Annotated in this window: 17 protein-coding genes; 10 read left to right on the forward strand and 7 right to left on the reverse strand. The window is 59.8% G+C overall.

The genetic code is table 11. From position 1 onward, the window contains the following. Nucleotides 1-21: 21 nt before the first annotated feature. A complete protein-coding gene (locus tag J0X19_RS20230; protein WP_206986251.1) occupies nt 22-399 on the reverse strand; it encodes a DoxX family membrane protein in 378 nt (125 codons plus the stop codon). Between the two features lie 262 nt (nt 400-661). On the opposite strand from J0X19_RS20230, the gene J0X19_RS20235 reads away from it, so the two are divergent. Then, nucleotides 662-1,867, forward strand: coding sequence for an acetate/propionate family kinase (locus J0X19_RS20235; RefSeq protein ID WP_206986252.1), 1,206 nt, complete (start codon nt 662-664; stop codon nt 1,865-1,867). 225 nt (nt 1,868-2,092) lie between these two features. On the opposite strand, the gene J0X19_RS20240 is transcribed toward J0X19_RS20235, so the two are convergent. Together J0X19_RS20240 and J0X19_RS20245 are read right to left on the reverse strand one after the other, a co-directional pair. Further along, nucleotides 2,093-4,216: a M13 family metallopeptidase gene (locus tag J0X19_RS20240; protein WP_206986253.1), complete on the reverse strand. Its 2,124-nt coding sequence runs from the start codon at nt 4,214-4,216 to the stop codon at nt 2,093-2,095. A gap of 208 nt (nt 4,217-4,424) precedes the next feature. Further along, entirely contained in the window at nt 4,425-4,874 is a 450-nt protein-coding gene (locus J0X19_RS20245) for a VOC family protein (RefSeq protein ID WP_206986254.1), read from the reverse strand. A gap of 177 nt (nt 4,875-5,051) precedes the next feature. Here J0X19_RS20245 and J0X19_RS20250 point away from each other — a divergent pair, with 177 nt between their 5' ends. After that, nucleotides 5,052-5,903: a pirin family protein gene (locus J0X19_RS20250; RefSeq protein WP_206986255.1), complete on the forward strand. Its 852-nt coding sequence runs from the start codon at nt 5,052-5,054 to the stop codon at nt 5,901-5,903. 115 nt (nt 5,904-6,018) lie between these two features. On the opposite strand, the gene J0X19_RS20255 is transcribed toward J0X19_RS20250, so the two are convergent. After that, a complete protein-coding gene (locus tag J0X19_RS20255) occupies nt 6,019-7,089 on the reverse strand; it encodes an NADH:flavin oxidoreductase/NADH oxidase (protein ID WP_206986256.1) in 1,071 nt (356 codons plus the stop codon). Between the two features lie 387 nt (nt 7,090-7,476). Between J0X19_RS20255 and J0X19_RS20260 the strand changes: the two genes are divergently transcribed. The 3 genes from J0X19_RS20260 to J0X19_RS20270 all read left to right on the forward strand — a co-directional run bounded on the left by J0X19_RS20260 (nt 7,477) and on the right by J0X19_RS20270 (nt 9,201). Continuing rightward, entirely contained in the window at nt 7,477-7,938 is a 462-nt protein-coding gene (locus tag J0X19_RS20260) for an SUKH-3 domain-containing protein (protein WP_206986257.1), read from the forward strand. A 47-nt stretch (nt 7,939-7,985) separates the two neighbouring features. Next, on the forward strand, nt 7,986-8,531 hold the full coding sequence (locus tag J0X19_RS20265; protein ID WP_206986258.1) for a GNAT family N-acetyltransferase: 546 nt from the start codon (nt 7,986-7,988) through the stop codon (nt 8,529-8,531). 130 nt (nt 8,532-8,661) lie between these two features. Beyond that, nucleotides 8,662-9,201, forward strand: a complete 540-nt coding sequence (locus J0X19_RS20270) for a hypothetical protein (RefSeq protein ID WP_206986259.1) — start codon at nt 8,662-8,664, stop codon at nt 9,199-9,201. A 47-nt stretch (nt 9,202-9,248) separates the two neighbouring features. On the opposite strand, the gene J0X19_RS20275 is transcribed toward J0X19_RS20270, so the two are convergent. Further along, on the reverse strand, nt 9,249-11,372 hold the full coding sequence (locus J0X19_RS20275) for a matrixin family metalloprotease (protein ID WP_206986260.1): 2,124 nt from the start codon (nt 11,370-11,372) through the stop codon (nt 9,249-9,251). 178 nt (nt 11,373-11,550) lie between these two features. On the opposite strand from J0X19_RS20275, the gene J0X19_RS20280 reads away from it, so the two are divergent. Genes J0X19_RS20280 through J0X19_RS20295 form a run of 4 tightly spaced genes read left to right on the forward strand, consistent with a single transcriptional unit; the run spans nt 11,551 to nt 14,531 of the window. Next, nucleotides 11,551-12,105: an RNA polymerase sigma factor gene (locus J0X19_RS20280; RefSeq protein ID WP_317194798.1), complete on the forward strand. Its 555-nt coding sequence runs from the start codon at nt 11,551-11,553 to the stop codon at nt 12,103-12,105. Beyond that, nucleotides 12,102-12,824: an anti-sigma factor gene (locus J0X19_RS20285; protein ID WP_206986261.1), complete on the forward strand. Its 723-nt coding sequence runs from the start codon at nt 12,102-12,104 to the stop codon at nt 12,822-12,824. The genes J0X19_RS20280 and J0X19_RS20285 overlap by 4 nt, the downstream gene beginning before the upstream one ends. Continuing rightward, nucleotides 12,821-13,762 carry a DUF4097 family beta strand repeat-containing protein gene (locus tag J0X19_RS20290; protein WP_206986262.1) on the forward strand — a complete coding sequence of 314 codons (942 nt, stop codon included), beginning with the start codon at nt 12,821-12,823 and terminating at the stop codon, nt 13,760-13,762. The genes J0X19_RS20285 and J0X19_RS20290 overlap by 4 nt, the downstream gene beginning before the upstream one ends. A gap of 22 nt (nt 13,763-13,784) precedes the next feature. Next, complete coding sequence (locus J0X19_RS20295) at nt 13,785-14,531, forward strand: hypothetical protein (RefSeq protein WP_206986263.1); 747 nt, start codon at nt 13,785-13,787, stop codon at nt 14,529-14,531. 109 nt (nt 14,532-14,640) lie between these two features. On the opposite strand, the gene mgrA is transcribed toward J0X19_RS20295, so the two are convergent. Both mgrA and J0X19_RS20305 read right to left on the reverse strand, forming a co-directional pair. Next, nucleotides 14,641-15,636 (reverse strand): L-glyceraldehyde 3-phosphate reductase, encoded by a 996-nt coding sequence (gene mgrA, locus J0X19_RS20300; RefSeq protein WP_206986264.1) that lies wholly within the window; start codon nt 15,634-15,636, stop codon nt 14,641-14,643. A gap of 215 nt (nt 15,637-15,851) precedes the next feature. Beyond that, the gene (locus tag J0X19_RS20305) at nt 15,852-16,763 is read right to left on the reverse strand and encodes a DUF72 domain-containing protein (RefSeq protein ID WP_206986265.1); all 912 of its coding nucleotides are present in this window, start codon (nt 16,761-16,763) and stop codon (nt 15,852-15,854) included. Nucleotides 16,764-17,221: 458 nt separating this feature from the next. Here J0X19_RS20305 and J0X19_RS20310 point away from each other — a divergent pair, with 458 nt between their 5' ends. Continuing rightward, entirely contained in the window at nt 17,222-17,962 is a 741-nt protein-coding gene (locus J0X19_RS20310; protein ID WP_317194799.1) for a septal ring lytic transglycosylase RlpA family protein, read from the forward strand. Nucleotides 17,963-18,006: the final 44 nt, after the last annotated feature.

Consider the following 18,006-nt stretch of genomic DNA (forward strand, 5'->3'; position numbering starts at 1 on the left):
CCCCGAGTGGCTGCGTGGAGCTTAGCTTATCATGGTCAGGTACTTCTCCCGGTTTTCGAAAATAACCCACAGGTTGATGGCCAGCAGCACCAGCGCAATGGGTAGGCCTGAGGGCGCCGCCACCAGGTTCGTTAGCAGGATGCCTATTACGATGGGGAAAACGATGATGGCTCCCAGGGCTCTGAATTTCGGAATCATAAAGAGCAGGCCCCCAATTACTTCGGCGGCTCCTACCAGTGGCATTATCCACCCAATTTCGGTGAAAGCAGCCGTTGCCTTCACCATTTTATCGGGCAGGTCTTCGGGCATGGGCATGTAGTTGAGAAACTTGTTGAGCCCGGCGTTGATAAACATCAGCCCGAATAGCAGGCACACTACAAATAGTATTTTCTGTTTCATTGATCTGGCGTATAGATTTTGAAAGCACAGAGTTCAATTGCGTTTGACCGGAAGCCAACAGCGTATCACTTTCGGGTAACTCATACAAATACTCTCTATTTATCCGAAAAGTCAACTAGTTGATTGTACGATAATCACTTCAGCAGCTAGCCGCTAACTACCAAGCTAAGGCGTAGCTAAGCCGGTTTTGCAACGCACGCCAGACCGCGCCGTTTAGCTTTTGGCCTCTCTATGCCGCGTAAACGCACAACGACACTTCCACATGAACCTACTCGTCCTCAACTCTGGCAGCAGTTCCATCAAGTACCAGTTTTTCCGGTGGCCCACGGAAACACCAGCTTGCAGCGGCTTAGTGGAACGCATTGGGCTGGATAATGCCGTAGTGACCCATAAGGTGCTAGCCGGCGAGCAGGAAACAACCACCGTGCTGTCAGTGGACCTACCCGACCACGAAGCCGGCCTACGCGAAGTGGCGCGGTTGCTAGCCGACCCGCAGCTCGGCGTGATTCAAAACCCTAGTGAGGTGGAAGTGGTAGGGCATCGGGTGGTGCATGGGGGCGAGGAATTTGCGGCCACTGTACTGATTGAACCCGCCGTGAAAGAAGCTATTCGGAAGCTGTTTCCGCTGGCCCCGCTGCATAACCCAGCCAACTACCGCGGCATTGAAGTAGCCGAAAAGACGTTTCCGCAGGCCAAGCAAGTAGCGGTGTTCGATACGGCGTTTCACCAGACCATTCCCGAGCCGGCTTACCGCTACGCCATTCCAACGGAGCTATATACCGAGCAGGGCATTCGGGTGTATGGCTTCCACGGCACCAGCCACAAATACGTAACCGAGCAAGCCGCCCAGTACCTCAACAACCCCGCCGCCCGGCTGGTGAGCGTGCATCTCGGCAACGGCTGTAGCATAGCCGCCGTGCGCAACGGCCAGTCTGTGGATACGAGCATGGGCTTCGGGCCGCTGGCCGGCCTAGTGATGGGCACCCGCTCCGGCGACATCGACCCCTCGGTGGTGTTTCACCTGATCAGCCAGCTCAACTACACGCCCGAGCAAGTGAGTGCCCTGCTCAACAAGCAAAGCGGCATGCTGGCCCTCACCGGCCTCAGCGACATGCGCGACATCACCGCCGCCCTCGAAGCCGGCGACGCCAACGCCCGCCTCGCCTACGACCTGTATGCTTACCGCATCAAGAAATACATTGGGGCCTACGCCGCCGCCCTCAACGGCCTCGACGCCCTTGTTTTCACGGCCGGCGTGGGTGAAAACGACGCACTAGTCCGCAAGCTGGTCTGCCAGAATATGGACTACCTGAGCATACAGCTCAACGAAGAAAAAAACGCCCAGCGCGCCAAAGGCATCCGGGAAATAAGCACGGCGGATAGCCGCGTGAAAGTGCTGGTGGTACCCACCAACGAAGAACTGGAAATTGCCCGCCAGTGCGTGGCACTGCTGGAAACCGCGGAGTAATTAGTCCCTGATTTGATTCAGACCAAGAAATCCATTGAACGTCATGCTGAGCTTGCCGAAGCATCTCACGGGCTGACGGCAGGATTACGGTAGCAACATCAGCACGCGAGATGCTTCGGCAAGCTCAGCATGACGTGCGGTTATGTAACTTCACCACCAGTTAAAAAGGCGACCCGCGCAATGCGGGCCGCCTTTTTAACAAATTAGCAATTCAACAATCAGCCCCTACCAAATCTTGGCGCGCTGGTTTTGGGCGCGCACCATTTTGGCGTCTTCCTTGCAGCCGAAGGCTTCGTAGAACTCCGGCATGTTCATGAGCGGGCCGTTGGTACGGTACTGCGCCGGGGAGTGCGAATCGGTTTGCACTTGCTGACGCAGGTACTCGGGCCGGGCATTGGTACGCCAGATTTGGGCCCAAGCCAGGAAGAACCGCTGCTCGGGCGTGAGGCCATCGTAATTGATGCGCGGGCTGTTGCCGTACTGTTTGGCTAGCTGCTTTTGCAGGGCCGAATACGCCAACGCTAGGCCGCCGAAGTCGGCCAGGTTTTCACCCATCGTCAGCTTGCCGTTCACAAACACCGAATCAAGGGGCTGGAACGCCGAATACTGAGCGCCCACCATGTCGGCGCGCTTGGTAAATTCGGCCGCGTCTTCTTTGGTCCACCAGTCGCGCAAGTTGCCTTCCGCATCCGACTGCCGGCCCCGGTCATCGAAGCCGTGGGTGATTTCGTGGCCGATAACGGCGCCCATGCCGCCGTAGTTCACCGCGTCATCGGCTTTGGGGTCGAAGAACGGGGGCTGCATGATGCCAGCCGGAAACACAATTTCGTTGAGCGACGAGTTATAGTAGGCATTCACCGTGGGCGGCGTCATGCCCCACACGCTCCGGTCAATTGGCTTGCCGTAGCGGCTCAGGTTGTCGTTCGATTCCCACTCGCGGGTGGCAATAACGTTTTTCAGGTACGACTCGCGCGAGATGGCCAGCGCCGAGTAATCCTTCCACTTATCGGGGTAGCCGATTTTGACGGTAAACGAATTCAGCTTGCGCAGGGCTTCTTTCTTGGTCGGCTCGCTCATCCAGGAAAGCTGCTGGATATGCTCGCCCATGGCCTCCTTGATGTTGGCCACCATGGCCTGGGCCTTCTGCTTGGTTTCGGGCGTGAAGGCCTTGTCCACGTACAACTGGCCGAACGCCTCACCCAACGACCCGTCGGTGGCCCGGAGCATGCGCTTCCAGCGGGGCTGCTGCTGCTTGGCCCCGCTCAGCACCTGTGCAAACCGGAACGACTCGTCGTTGTAGGCCTTGGGCAGCGCCGACGCCATCGAGTTGACGAGGTGCGCCCGCAGGTAGGTTTTCCAATCGGCCAACGATTCCTGCTTGAGGGCGGTGCTGGCTTCTTTCAGGAACTCGGGCTGGCCCACAATTACTTCCTTGGCCGAACTCAGCCCCAGCTGCGGCAGCATAGCCGTCAGGCCGAGGTTGGGAAATTGCTGGTTGGCCTCGGCCACCGTCATTTTGTTGTAATTGGCGTACGGGTCGCGCAGGGCCACCCGGTCTTTGCTGGCTTTGGCCAACCGGGTTTCCAGGCGCAGCACCGTTTCGGCGCCCTTCTTGGCCGTGGCTTCGTTGTCGCCGAGCAGCTCGAACAGGTTGGTCAGGTAGCTGACATACGCCGTGCGGATGGTTTTCGAGCGGGCGTCGTCCTTGAGGTAGTAGTCCCGGTCGGGCAACGAGAGGCCGCCCTGCGAGAGGTACAGCGCGTACTCGGTGCTCTTCTTGCGGTCTTGGCTTACGCCCAGCCCAAATACCGAGCGGGTTTGCAGCTTCTGTTGGCGCACCAAGGCGTTTTGCAAGCCTTTCAGGTCTTTCACCGCCTGAATGCGGGCCAGCTCGGGTTGCAGATATTTCAAGCCCGCCTTCTCAATGCCCATCGAGTCCATGGCGGTGGCGTAGAAGTCACCTACTTTCTGGGCATTGGTGCCTTTGGCGGCCGAGGTGTTAGCAGCGGCTTCTTCCAGAATGCTGCGCATGACGGCTTCGTTCTGGTTGATGAGCGTGTTCCAAGAACTCCACCGCGACTCAGCGGCCGGTATCGGGTTGTTTTTCAGCCAGGTACCCGAAGCGTATTGAAAAAAATCGTCGCAGGGCGAAACCGACAAGTCGCGGTTGTTCACGTCTAGCCCAACGCCGGGTACCACGGGGGCCGCCGAAGCAGTGGCCGTGGTAGCAGCGGCCGTGGTGCCAGTGGCACTAGCCGCCGTGGTAGCAGGTGTAGAGGAAGCACAGCCCGCCAAAGCAAAGCCAGCGGCAGTGCCCAGCGTGAGAAACAGGTTACGGTTTGAAATCATAAGAAAGTGGTGGCAGTAGAAAAGCGGAGTGCTACACAATGATAGCACTATGCATTTAAAGAATAGGTAATATTCAAGCTTCTTAATTGAGGATATTGCAATACAAGAGCTTGCTGGCTTACTACCAAATCTTGGCTCGGTCACTATCGGCGCGTACCATTTTCTGGCCGGGCTGGCAGCCGCACGCCTCACGCTGGTGTCTACCGTGTTACTTGGCGTCGTTGATTTCAATCCAATAGCCATCCGGGTCCTGCAAGTAGAGTTGCCGCACACCATCGGCCCGGAGCGTAACCTGGCTGCGCTGGCCCAGTAGGTTGCTATACGCTACCTTTTGCGTGTCGAGGCGCTTGGCAAACTCTGGCACCGAGGCCGTACTGAAACACAGGTGCACATTTTTTTCCGGCGTGAGGGTGCAAGTGCCCTGAATGATGTGCATCTGTAGCTGCGGCCCGATGCTGAGCCAGGTGTGCCGCCCGTCGTTGAAGGGGTTAGGAATTTCGGGTAGCGCCAGCACCAGCTTGTAGAAATCGGTGCTGGCTTTCAGGTCCCGGACGCAAATTGCGGCGTGGTTGAACGTCAGGGTTGGCGCCTGAGACTGGGCCACGGCGGGCACCCAGCCAGCGGCAACAAATAGCAAAACAACAAGCAGGCGTTTCATGCGGTGGGTTGGCAGGATTGGTTGGGGTAGCTAGTTACTGATTTTCATGCGCTTCCCGGCTAAGCCAGTGGCTACAATACCCAGCTGACCAAGTGCGCGCAGCAGCGCCGTGAAACAGTTTACTAGCTGGCAGCTTTTACCACTACATTTTCTCCCTGAACCCTCAACCTCCGTTTCATGCGCACCATCAAGCAGCAGCACCGCGCCGTCAATTCGCCCATAGCCGACTTGGTGACTTACCGGGCCTTGCCCACGCATTCCGTTGAGCACCTCGACCCGTTTCTGTTTCTGAATCACCACGGGCCGCAGGTGTACCAGCCCAACAACCAGGGTCTGCCCTTTGGGCCGCACCCACACCGCGGCTTCGAAACCGTGACGTTTATCCTGGAGGGCGACATTATGCACCAGGACACTGGCGGCCACCAAAGCATCATCGAAGCCGGCGGCATTCAGTGGATGACGGCGGGCAGCGGCCTGATTCACGCGGAAGTTTCGTCGCCGGCGTTTAAGCGCAGCGGCGGACCGCTGGAGATTTTGCAGCTCTGGGTGAACCTGCCGGCTCAGCACAAAATGACAACTCCGGCCTACACTGGCTTGCAGCAAATGGAAATTCCCACCGTTGCGCTCGATGAAGGCCGCGTGCAGCTTCATGCCGTATCGGGCGAGTGGGCCGGCACGGCGGGCGGCTACCAGCCACTCACCGATATACACTTGGCTACCATCAACTTACAAGCTGGCGCTAAGCTCGACCTCCCTATTCCGGCTGAGCATACCGTGTTTTTCTACACCATCCGGGGCAAGCTGCGCGTGAATGGCCAGGAAACCGAAGCCCGCTACCTCACCGAGTTCGACTTCGACGGCACCGCGCTACACATCGAAGCCCTCACCGATGCCGTGCTGCTTCTCGGCCACGCCCTGCCTTTTCAGGAGCCCATTGTTGCCGCCGGCCCCTTCGTGATGAACACCGAACAGGAAATCCGCCAAGCGTACCAAGACTACCAAGCCGGTAAATTCGGGCGGTGGCAGTAGGTGAGTTGGTGAGTTGGTGAGTTGGTGAAGTGGTGAAATGGTGTGGTTGACGTGCTGGTGAAAACGTCCAACTCACCATTTCACCACTTCACCATCTCACCACTTCACCATCTCACTACTTCCTAGGTTGGGCGCGCTCGTATTGCACGGGCCATTTCACGTTGGCGCCTAGCTCGTGGGCGGCGTGCAGCGGAAAGTATGGGTCGCGGAGCAGCTCGCGGGCCAGCAGCACGAGGTCGGCCTGGCCTTTATTGATGATTTCCTCGGCTTGCTCGGCGGTGGTAATCATGCCCACGGCGCCAGTGGGCAGGCCGGTATCCTGGCGGACCCGGGTGGCAAACGGCACCTGGTAGCCAGGGCCCACCGGAATATCGGCCTTGGGTACGTTGCCACCGGTAGAGCAGTCCAGCAAGTCCACGCCGCGGGCCTTCAGCAGTTCGGCCAGCGCAACAGAATCGTTGATGTTCCAGCCACCTTCCGTCCAGTCGGTGGCCGAAATACGCACCAGCAGCGGCAGGGTATCGGGGAGAATGGCGCGGGTTTCTTCGGTTACTTCCAACAGCAGCCGGCAGCGGTTCTCGAACGAGCCGCCGTACTCATCGGTGCGGTGGTTGCTGAGCGGCGACAAAAACTCGTGAAACAAATAGCCATGGGCCGCGTGCAGCTCAATCACCTGAAAGCCAGCTTCCAATGAACGGCGCGTGGCCTCCCGAAAATCAGCCCGTACCTTCTCCAGGCCGGCTTTATCCAACTCCAGCGGTGCGGGTTCGTTGCTGGTAAAGGGCTCGGCGCTGGGGGCTACGGTTTGCCAGCCGCCTTCCGTTTCGGGCACCACGGCGCTGCCTTTCCAGGGGCTTTGGTGGCTGGCTTTGCGGCCGGCGTGGGCCAGTTGAATACCCGGCACGCAGCCTTGGGCAACAATAAAATCGTTGATGCGGCGCAGACCGGCAATGTGGTCGTCTTTCCAGATGCCGAGGTCGTCGGGGGTGATGCGGCCCTCCGGCGACACGGCGGCGGCTTCGGTGAGGATGAGGCCGGCACCGCCCACGGCCCGGCTGCCCAGGTGCACCAGGTGCCAATCGTTGGCGAAACCATCTTGGCTGCTATACTCGCACATCGGCGAAACAACCAGGCGGTTGCGCAGCGTGATACCGCGCAACGTGAAGGGGGAAAACAAAGCAGACATATACAATCGGAGAATGGCAACAGAAGAACTAACTACTTTAACTGCGGGCGGCGTGTAGGGTTTTCCTGCCTCCTGGCACAGTTAAGCTTACAAAGCCGCTTTTAACGACCTGGCGGCAGCCACTTTTCGGTTAGTTACGCAGCTCAAACGGGCTGCCCTTCACGGTGAAGCCGTTCTGATGCAGCCTTTGCACCAACCCGATGCTGACCCCATTGGCTCAGGCAGCCTGGACGGTAAACGACTTACAACGGAACGGCCTGTAATCAAAAGGCCATCATTGTGGGCTGGTTGAGGAATGACTGCCGACTGATGGGTTACTGTTTACATTGATTGGCAAACGACCTGCGGAACGGCTTATATAGTACTTTTGTGTTTTGCCCCATTGCCATGTTTGTTTTCTGCGACGAAGTTTATCATCTCCTAACGGATGCTGGTTGGTACCAGGGACGTGTTGTGGATACGCAGCATTACCGGCAGCACGCTCTCCAGCTAGAACTGCCGTGGCTGCCCGCAGCCGAGGCGTTCTTGCAAGAGTTTGGGGGACTGTACTGTTTCTTCGTCCGGCAAGACCACAGCATCAGCCGCGTCTTTTTCGACGCAACCAGGGCCGCGGCCTTTCCTGATTTGCCGCAGCTGCTGCGCGAATACAGTCCGCGTGTGCCCCAGCAGACGTTGTGCGTAGTTGGGCAAGCCTACACCGATCCGCTGTGCTTGCTCATGGATGCTGAAGGCACTCTTTACGGAGCCTTCGCCGGTGGCTTCTACCGCATTGCGGCATCGGGAAGGGCTGGCGTTGAAGCTGTTATTCTGGATTTGCTTTTCGAGGAAGTGCTGGTTCCGGCCCAGTAAACTACCAGCAACTGCTACCCAGCGCCCCGCGCAGCGTATATTCCCTCATGATTCCGCTTATTCACCAGACGCCCCGCCTCACGTTGTTGGCCGCCAGCCGGGCTTTGCTCACGGCCGAGCTACACAAGCCCCGCTACTTTCCCTTGCTGCTCGGGGCAACCATCCCAGAAACCTGGCCCCCCGGCGAGTACGACGAGGCCGCCATGCACTACTTCCTCGACCAGCTTACCATCGGAGGCCGCCACGCCGCGGGTTGGTACGGCTGGTACGCCATCCGCAAAGCCACGCCTGGCACCCCCAAAACCCTGATTGGCGCGGGCGGTTTCATGGGCCCACCCGATGCCGGCACCGTGGAAATTGGCTACTCCGTTGTAGAAGAGTGGCGCGGCCAGGGCCTGGCCACCGAGCTGGTAGCCGGCCTGCTGGAACAGGCGGCCAACACTGGCATGGTCCGCCACGTGGTAGCCCACACCTTCCCCGACAATACTGCTTCTCAACAGGTGCTGCTAGCCAACAACTTCCAGGCCACCGGCACCAACGCCGATGGCCGGCTGCGCTTCGAGCGGGCCGTAGAGCCGGTGGTTCCTGTTTAAGAATAGGTTAAAGCAACCTTCCGGGCGAAAAGGCAATCCAATAGGTAGCTGATGGCAACAGGCAAAACTCTTTTATCGACTGAGGTTTGCTTATTGGCTAGTTCTTTGTACATCAATTACTTCGGCTGATATGGCACCATCTCAACTCCACTTTTCCGTATTTGCCTGTCTGTTGGCCGGCGTTGTTTTGAGTGGTTGTTGCGACTGTTCGGCTGGTCCCGATTACGAGGAAATACATTTTGCTTTCTCCGCAGACAGCCTTGGAGGAACCGGATTTCGGCGCAGTGAGCTACGCACCGCTTACCTAATCACCTATAAGCAACCTGGCTTTCAAGGCCTTCGTGACACCATTCGCCAGCAGCCCGCCACTACGCCACCTACAGTAACCGGCTACTTTTTCCCGGTTGACTTTCGAACAACAACGGCGGGCGAAACCGGCGCTTTCACTCTCTATGCGCAAGAAGGCACTACGCAGAGCCACCGCATTGTAGTGCCAGCAGCAAACAGAACCTTTGAAATCGACAATATATCGCAGGTATTTGCTGACAGAGAGGGTGACGGTTGCAACTGCGAGGAGATACAAGAGCGGAGGTTTACGGTTGATGGCCAATCAAAAGCTTTTGACCGTCAGGGCATTGTCCGAGAAATTCCCACTGTTTTGCAACGCTAGACGTTGTATTTACTTTTAGCTACGCAGCTCATTCGCTAACTCGCCGCTTACCGCCGCACGAAGGGCAGGTTGGTTTCCTGCCCCCCAGGTACGCGGAAGCGGAGGATGTACCAGCCGGGGCGCAAACTGGTTGTGGGTACGCGCAATAGGTTGAGCCCCGACAGGAACTCCAGCCCGATAACGCTGTGCCGCCGGCCAATGGCATCCACCACCGACACAATCAAACGACCGTTGGCGGTGGCGGGATATTGCAGCGTCAGGCCGGTATCGTCGGCGGGAACGGGGAACAGCTGGGGTTGTAGCGCCGTGGCGGCATCGGCTTGGGCGAGTAGCGGTACCGTGTTATCCAAGGAGGCAGGGCCGAAGCTGGTGGCAGGCCGCCGCAGCCGCAGGCGGTAATAACGCAAGCCGGGCTGGGGCTGGGCATCGAGGTAACGGTAGGAGTTGCCGGTGGCCCGGGGCACGGTGGCCAGGGTTTGCCAGGCGCTGGTGTCGGCAGCTAAAGAGCGTTCCACCACAAAGTTGTCGAGGAAGCACTCGTCTTGGGTGGTCCAGCTGAGGGCTATGCCGGCGGTGGTGGTAGTGGCTGCCAGGCCGGTGAGCGGCGCAGGCAGCATAGGCCCGCTCCCGCAGCCTTGTGGCACAAAGCCCCGGGTCCGGAGCACCAGCCGCCCGCCCGTCACGTCGTCCTGGTTGATGAGGCGGCTGGTTTGGCCGCGGGCCACGGCGTAGTGCATCACGGCGCGGGGCAGAATCACGTGGGCCAGCTGCTGGGCATGGCCGAGTTCGTGCACCGCCACCGACTCGAAATCTAGTTGAGGAGTAACTGCTGGCAAAGGTCCGAACTGCCAGGTGGTGGCATCATCAAACTGCATATCAATTTCCTGCACCGCAAACGCCACGCCGCCACTGGGCTTGAAGCAGCCTCGGTAGTAGCTGGTGGTGCGGCCCAGCACGTTTACCGGCAAATCGGCCTCGGCATAGTCAAAGCCAATGCTGTTTTCGCCGTCTTCCTTGGGGCCCCGGCTGGTACGCGGGGTGGGGTCTACGTCCCAGTTCATAGCGCTTTGGCAGCGCCAGGTAGCCAGTGCATTGCGGAACGCTGTTACGGCCGCCGTGTTGCTGGCAAAGCTCGCCTCAAACCGAAACGTATAGCCCCCGCGCCCATTCTGGTTGATGGGGCCGGGCCGCAGAATCTGGTTGGTGCCCGTCAGTTGCACGTTGCTGATGGCGTAGGGCACGGTAATGGCGGCCGAGCTGGTAGCCACCAGCTGGTCGGTGGTAGTGATGCGCACTTGGCCGCTACCGGCCGGGCTAAGGGCATCATTCAGGCCCCGGCCCAACGAGGGCACCCGCACCTGAATACGGGTATCGGTCCAGCTGACGTAATCCTGATCCTGCGGTTTCACCAGCGAAGTACCACCGTTATCGGCATTGCGAAACTCCACGAATCCAGCCCCACGCGTTGCCCCGAAGCCGCTGCCGCTGATAGTCAGCACGGCCCCGGTGCCGGCCGGTATGCTGGTGGGGCTCAAGGCACTAACCACCGGAGCCGTACCACGCGCTACAACCGGGGGCTGCTGCTGGCGCGCCAGGGCCGCCGCCAGCTCCGGATTGGGCTGCACCACACGGCGCGGCTCAGTGGTAAGCGTGGTCAGGCGCTGATAAAACGCTGACCCAACTGCGCCATATTGCTGAAATAAATCGGCGGCGGTGCCCGTGGCTAAGTCGTAGCCGATAAGGCCCTGCTGACTGCCATATGCCACCCAGGCCGGGCCGGCGCTTTCGGTGCCCGGAAAAGCGGCCGGCACCAGAAACAGTATGCCTTGCTGGCCGGGTTGCAGTGTGAGCGTATTCGTTAGCTCGTGCCGATTGAGGTCGACGGTGCCGCCCTCGGTTAGCACGGTTAGCTCGGTGGGGGCCTGGCCTTTGAAGCTGCTGAACACCTGTACTTGGTGGGCTGTGTAGATGCGCTGGTGAGCGGCATCCCAGAAGCTGCGGCTGCTCCGTACGGCGGCTTCCACTATAAGTGTGGCTTGGCTGGCCCGCTGGGCAGGGGCGAGGGGCAGCACCAGGCAATGGGTTTCGGGAGTGGCAACGGAAGTTTGCGCCTGGGCAGCATCGCCCAAAAGCAAACCAATCAAGCAGAGAGCGGAAAAACGCAAGAGCATAGAAAAGGTGCAATAAAAACAGGGCCTCAAGATACGGGATTTGGCCAGCAGCGGAAAGCATGATACTGTGAACTTTACACTATTATTTACCCGTTGGCCGGGCCCCAATGAAGCTTTTTTTCGACGGCTGCCAACCTTTGCCTGGCCCCGACTCCCTTTGAGGTAAATAACCCGCTCCGTGACGCTGCCTCCCGCCCCCGATACGTCTGCTGAAGAGCACCTGCTCCTGACGGCCTGCCTGAGCCAGGATCGGCAGGCGCAGTACCGGCTGTATCAGCGCTACAAAACGGCCATGTTCTCGTGTGCGCTGCGCATCCTCGGCAACAACCACGAGCTGGCGCAGGATGCCTTGCAGGATGCCTTCGTGGATGTGTTCCGGCAGTTGGCCAGCTTCCGGCAGCAGTCCACGCTCGGCGCCTGGATCAAAACCATTGTGGTGCGGCGGGCGCTGGCTACGCTTCGGCGCGAGCAGCGCATGGAAGTGTACGACCAGGAGCGCCACCCCGAGCCGCTGGTAGCCTGGCACGATAATTTAACCGGCGAGGCCCTGGAAAAAGCCATCAGTGAGCTACCCGCCGGCTACCGCTCCGTATTCTGCCTGATTGAGGTGGAAGGCTACCTGCACCGCGAAGTGGCCGAAATGCTGGGCATTTCGGAAGGCACCAGCAAGTCGCAGCTGTTTCACGCCAAGAAGCTGCTGCAAGTCAAACTTCACCATTTGTATCACCTATGAGCCAGACCCCCGAGCTGCCCGACCAAGGGCACCAGAACCTGCGGCGGGCACTGAACGAACTGCCCTCTCACGAACCCGCTCCCGCTACCTGGGTCCGCATCGAAGCCCAGCTGGCAGCCGACCACGCCATTCACCGCACCCTTCCGCACCTCCCCACCCACACCCCCGACGATGCCCTGTGGGCCGCCATTGCCGGCCGCCTCGACGCCGCTGAACCACCCATCGAAACTTCTGCTCCTGAGGCAGCTCCGCCGGCGGTGGTCCGCACCATGTGGCCGGTGGCCCGGCCGCTGCGCTTGGTGGCGGGTATAGCCGCCGCTATTCTGGTGTGCGTGCTGGTATGGTGGCAGCGCCCGGTTACCGAGGCGCCCACCATTGCGCACCAGGAAACTTCCGCCCCCCACGAAACCATCACCTACTCCGAAGAAACCGTGGAAGCGCCGGCGGCCACGCTGCCCATCCAGTCGGCCATCGACCCGCTGGGGCAAGAGGGGGTGGCTTTTATTGATGCGCACTGCACCTCGCTACCTACCGTGTGCCAGTCGGGGGAGTTCAAGGAGCTGCGCACCCAGCTAACCGAGCTGGAAACCGAAGAAATCCGCTTGCAGCAAGCCACCCGCCGCTTCGGCGCCACGCCCGAGCTGGTCCGCAACCAGGTGCGAGTTACCACTCTCAAAGCCTCCGTTACGCGGGAGCTGATTCAACTCTTAATCTCATGAGTGCTACCCCTTTTCACGTCTGGCGGCCGCGCCGCTGGGGCGGCTTGCTCCTCGGGCTAGTGTGTGTGCTGCTGGCACTACCGGCAGCCCAGGCGCAGCGCAAGGTGCAGGTGCTCACCCGCACCATCGAGCAGACGTTGGCCTGCCCCACCGGTACGCTGGTCCGCATTCGGGCCGAAAAAGCCACCCTCAAGGTGCAGGGCTGGGACAAACCCACGGTGCAGGTGGTGCTGAAGCTGAGTGCCCGCCACCCCGAGCGCGCCATTGCCGAACGGGAGCTGCCCGCCGCCCGCTACCAGATAGCCCGCAAAGGCACCACCATCGACCTGGTAAATTACTTCGCCGTGACGCCGGGTATGCCGCCCGTGCGCAGCGACTTGCGCGCCGAGTACCTGGTGATGATGCCCGCCGGCAACCCGCTGGAAATCATCAACGCCTACGGCCAAACCGAACTATCGGACCTGACCGGCCGCCAGCTGCTAACCCAGGATTTCGGGGCCGTGACGCTCAGCAACCTGCGCGGCAGCCTGGAAGCCACCGTGCGCTACGCCGAGCTGACCGGCTCCAACCTCAATTGCGCCTTCATTTGCCGGGCCGATAAGTCGGCGGTGCAGCTGACCGGAGCCGGGGGCACCTACGCCATCAGCAACGCCTACGGCAGCATTGTGCTGGAGCCCAGCGACGAGCTGAAAAGCGCCTTTGTGGATGCCTCACGCACCGAGGTAACGGTGGGCGTACCGCGGCTGAGCAGCTTCAACTACCACCTGACCAGCAACCAAGGCAAGCTCACCATCCCGGCCAGCTACACCTCCAAACGCACCCTCACGGGCCGCAATCTGCTCGAAGTCACCAACGACGCCAAGCTGCCGCTTATCCGTGTAATTACCTCTTACGCTCCCATTACGCTCCAAACCCAGCCCTTGCTTGTTCGGCCGTAGCCGGGTTGCTTACCTTGTCCTCATGATTTCGTTTCCTGTTGCCAGCCTGCCTGTGGTGCGTGTTATCCTGCTTTGCCTGGCGGTGCTGGCTGGCAGCCTGCGCCCTGCTACGGCACAAACCACCGCGCCCGATACTGCCCGCGTCAGCTACAGCGAGGAAACCGTGACGGAAACCGAACCACCCCGCCAGACGCTGGGCCGAACGTACAGTAAGCTAACCCGGCTGCAAGTGGAAGAACAGCGCCTCTGGAAACTGGGCTTAAATAACTTGAACTCCACATTTTCCAACCTGGAGCTGCCGGAGTCGTACGCCCGCTTTGGGGTGTACCTGATTTACGAGCAGAAGCTGCGGCCCGACGTATCCATCATGACCGAGCTGAGCCCCGATTTCACCCGTTTCCGCCGGGTGGTGGGCGGGCCGATACGCCGTAGCTTTAGCGTCCGCTCCCAAGTGGCGGGGCGCTTCTACTACAACCTCAACGAGCGAATCAGGAAAGGCAAAAGCGCCAGTAACTTTTCGGCCAACTACCTCTCCGTAGCCCTCGGCAGTGGTTTCGGCCGCTACTCCCGCGAAACCCCGTTCTACGAATACGCAACCACCAAACCCCTCGTGCGGGCCGATATGGCCCTGCTCTACGGCCTGCAACGCCGCTTGGGCCAGTACGGCTTCGTTGATTTCAACATCGGTGTGTGTACCAAGCTAGTGCCCGAAGTCGATGACTTTGCTTTGGCCGGCAGCTTCCGCATCGGGCTGGCGCTGGGCCGGTAGCAAGTAGCGCGGAAATCTGTTCCGCGACGAGCACAGCGAGTAACAAGCGTATGCTGATGTTGCAGGCGCCTAGATACTCGCTGTGCTCGTCGCGGAACAGATTTCCGCACTACTCCTTGCCCGACTGCTTGTCAATCAAGGCCAGCTCTTCGGGGCTGAACGTGGTGTTTTCCAGGCTGCGGAGCGAGTCGGTGAGCTGCTCGGGCTTGCTGGCCCCGATGAGCACCGACGTCACCCGTTCGTCTTTCAGAATCCAGGCCAGCGCCATTTGTGCCAGGCTTTGGTTGCGCGACTTCGCCAACTCGTTGAGCTGCCGGATTTGCTCCAGCCGTTCTGGGGTGAGCTGGTTCTCGGTCAGGAAGCCTACTCCTTTCGCTACCCGCGAATCACTAGGGACGCCGCGCAGGTACTTGTCGGTGAGCAGGCCCTGGGCCAGGGGCGAAAACGGAATGCAGCCCACGCCTTCTTCGCCCAGCAAATCCAGCAGGCCATCTTCCACCCACCGCTCGAAAATCGAGTATTTGGGCTGGTGAATCAGGCAGGGCGTACCCAGCTCGCGCAGAATCCGGATGGCCTCGGCGGCTTCGGTGGGGCGGTAGTTGCTCAGGCCCACGTACAGCGCCTTGCCCTGCCGCACCAGCAAATCGAGGGTGCTCATGGTTTCGTAGAGCGGCGTTTCGGGGTCGGGGCGGTGGTGGTAGAAGATGTCCACGTAGTCGAGACCCATGCGCCGGAGGCTCTGGTCGAGGCTGGATACCAGGTATTTGCGCGAGCCCCAGTCGCCGTACGGCCCGTCCCACATGGTGTAGCCGGCTTTCGAGGAAATAATCAACTCGTCGCGGTAGCCCGCAAAATCCTCTTTCAGAATCCGCCCGAAGTTGATTTCCGCTGAGCCGGGCGGCGGGCCGTAGTTGTTGGCTAAGTCGAAGTGCGTCACGCCACTATCAAAGGCGCGGTGCAAAATGGCACGGAAGTTACTAAGCTGGTCGACATCCCCGAAGTTGTGCCACAGCCCCAACGACACGGCGGGCAGCTTCAGGCCGTTGCGGCCACTGCGGCGGTAGGTCATGTGTTGGTAGCGGGCAGGCGAAGGCAGGTAGTGCATCTGTTGAATGGCTAATTGTTGAATGGTTGATTGTTGCCGTCCGAACGATGTAGAGACGCCATACCTGGCGTTTCGTCGTTGCTGATGTTGTTTTCAACGGCCCGTGGTTGGTCGTTCAACGACGAGACGCCAGATGCTGCGTTTCTGCATCGTATGGGTGTTTTGCTGTCATTGAAGTTAACTATTCAGCAATTCAACAATCAGCAATTAATTTCCTAAAACAAACTGCCCTGCACCGGCTGCGGGATGATGCGCGGGGCGGGCACGGCCAGGCCGGTGAGGGCATTGAGCTTCTCCAGGAAATACTGGGTCCAGAGCGGGGTGTGCATGATGTCCTTCTGGTGCACAAAGAAATACACGGTGTGCAGGCCCTGTTGCAGCCACTCGGCAATGCGCGTGGCCCAGTAATCGGCGCGCTGGTAGTCGGACTGGATGAGGCCGTGGCCGTTGAAGCGGATGAAGGCGGTGGGCGTGGTCAGGCGCATGGCCAGCACGTCGCGGCGGCCGGCCACATCGGAAACAACCAGCGTTTTGTTGATGGCTTCGAGCATGGCCGCCACCGCCGCAAAGGCTACCTTGTCGGAGTGCCAGCCGGGGTGGCGCAGCTCCACGGCCAGCGGAATATCCGCCGGGAAGTCGAGCAGGTAGCGTTCCAGCCGGCTTAGGTGCTCGGGGCCGAAGGTGGGCGGCAGTTGCAGGAAGCACCAGCCCAGCCGCTCGTTCAGTTCCCGGATGGAGCGGCAGAAGCTGATGGTCAAATCATCCACATTGTACAGCGCCCGGTCGTGGCTGATAACCTGCGGGAGCTTGGGGCAGAACTTGAAGCCAACCGGCACGGCATCGCGCCACTTGCGCACGGTGGGCGCATCTGGAATGCGGTAGTGCGTGGTGTTCAGCTCGAGGCTGTTGAATTGCCGGGCGTAGTGGTGCAGGTACTCGGCGTCGCGGATGCCGGCCGGAAAGTACGACCCCAGCCAGGCCTTGTTGGTCCAGATGGGGCAGCCCACAAACACCTGCGGCGCGGCAGGTGCGGCCGCGGCGCGGGCCAGCACGGCGGCCGTGTCGGGGTGGTCGGGAGGGAGGCGAAAATCAACGTAACGCAGGTCGGAAAGGCGGCCAAAATCCATACGGCAACTTACGGCGAAATTGACTGATGGTCTGTCACTAGCCTCTAAGCTCGTCCGTTGCGTTACTACTGCTCTTATGAAAATTCCGCGACTTATGCAACCGGGCGTTTACTATATCCGCGAGCTGAAAGCCGAAATTTTTTGAGCGGCGGATAATCTCATTTACACCGTCGGTAGTCTACCTTCTTTCAATAGTGCTAAATCCGGCTCAAACAAACACAAGCCGCTATTTTCTATGGCACCGCGTAGAATTGCTTAAATGCAAGTTTTATATAAAAAACACAATTTACAATCAATTGCGAGCTTACGCGCTCTGGCACACGAGGTTGAAGTTTGCTAGGTCCGGTTAGCTTTGACATGTTCACCATTACAGCCCACCAATGAAGTTGCCTTTACAACTGAGTTCTTCGAGCTTGATGTTACGATTGTGTTTTTCCTGGTTCCTCTTGTTTGCAACGGTGGCGCAAGCTGCCCACGACGACGATAAAACAACGGCCATAGCCACCCGCCGGGCAGCCTTGCTCCGGGGCCGTGCCTCCTGGTACGGGCGGGAGCACCAAGGCCACCGCACCAGCAGCGGTGAGCGGTTCGACCGCAACAAATTCACCTGCGCCCACAAGACGCTGCCCTTCGGCACCAAGCTGCGCGTTACCAATCCCGAAACGTCGGCCTCCGTGGTTGTACGGGTTTCCGACCGGGGACCTTTCCGCCACCAGCGCATCCTCGACCTCTCGGAAATTGCCGCCCGCCCTTTGGGCATTGTAGACCAAGGTGCCGTATCGGTACTGGCGGAAATAGTGCCCGACGACACGCCGCTTGGCGTTACGGAAGCTCCCGCCGACCTGGCCTTGCTGCTCGAAGATCCAACCAACGCCACGGAAGCCGGCCTGCACACCGATATTGTAGCGGGAGCAACGGAAGCCGATGACCTGGCCCGCCGGCCCGAACCCGCCGCTACCTACGTGGTACAGGCTGGCACCTTCGGCGACGTGCGCAACGCCCAGGCCATGATTGACCGGATTCAAGCCCTCGACCCCAAGCTGCTGGCTACCACCATCAGCACCAGCACCCCGGAAGGCAAAACCCTGAACCGTGTGGTAGTAGGGCGCTTTGCCACCCCCGCCGAAGCCAAGGCCGTGTGCGCCCGCCTCGTGAAAGTGGGCGTAACGGGCTTAGTCCGGCAAGGCGAAAATCTGTAAAGACCACTACAAGCAAGTGCCCGTGCGGTACGCAAACCAGCCTG

It is taken from the genome of Hymenobacter telluris (genome assembly GCF_017313265.1).
GTDB lineage: Bacteria > Bacteroidota > Bacteroidia > Cytophagales > Hymenobacteraceae > Hymenobacter > Hymenobacter telluris.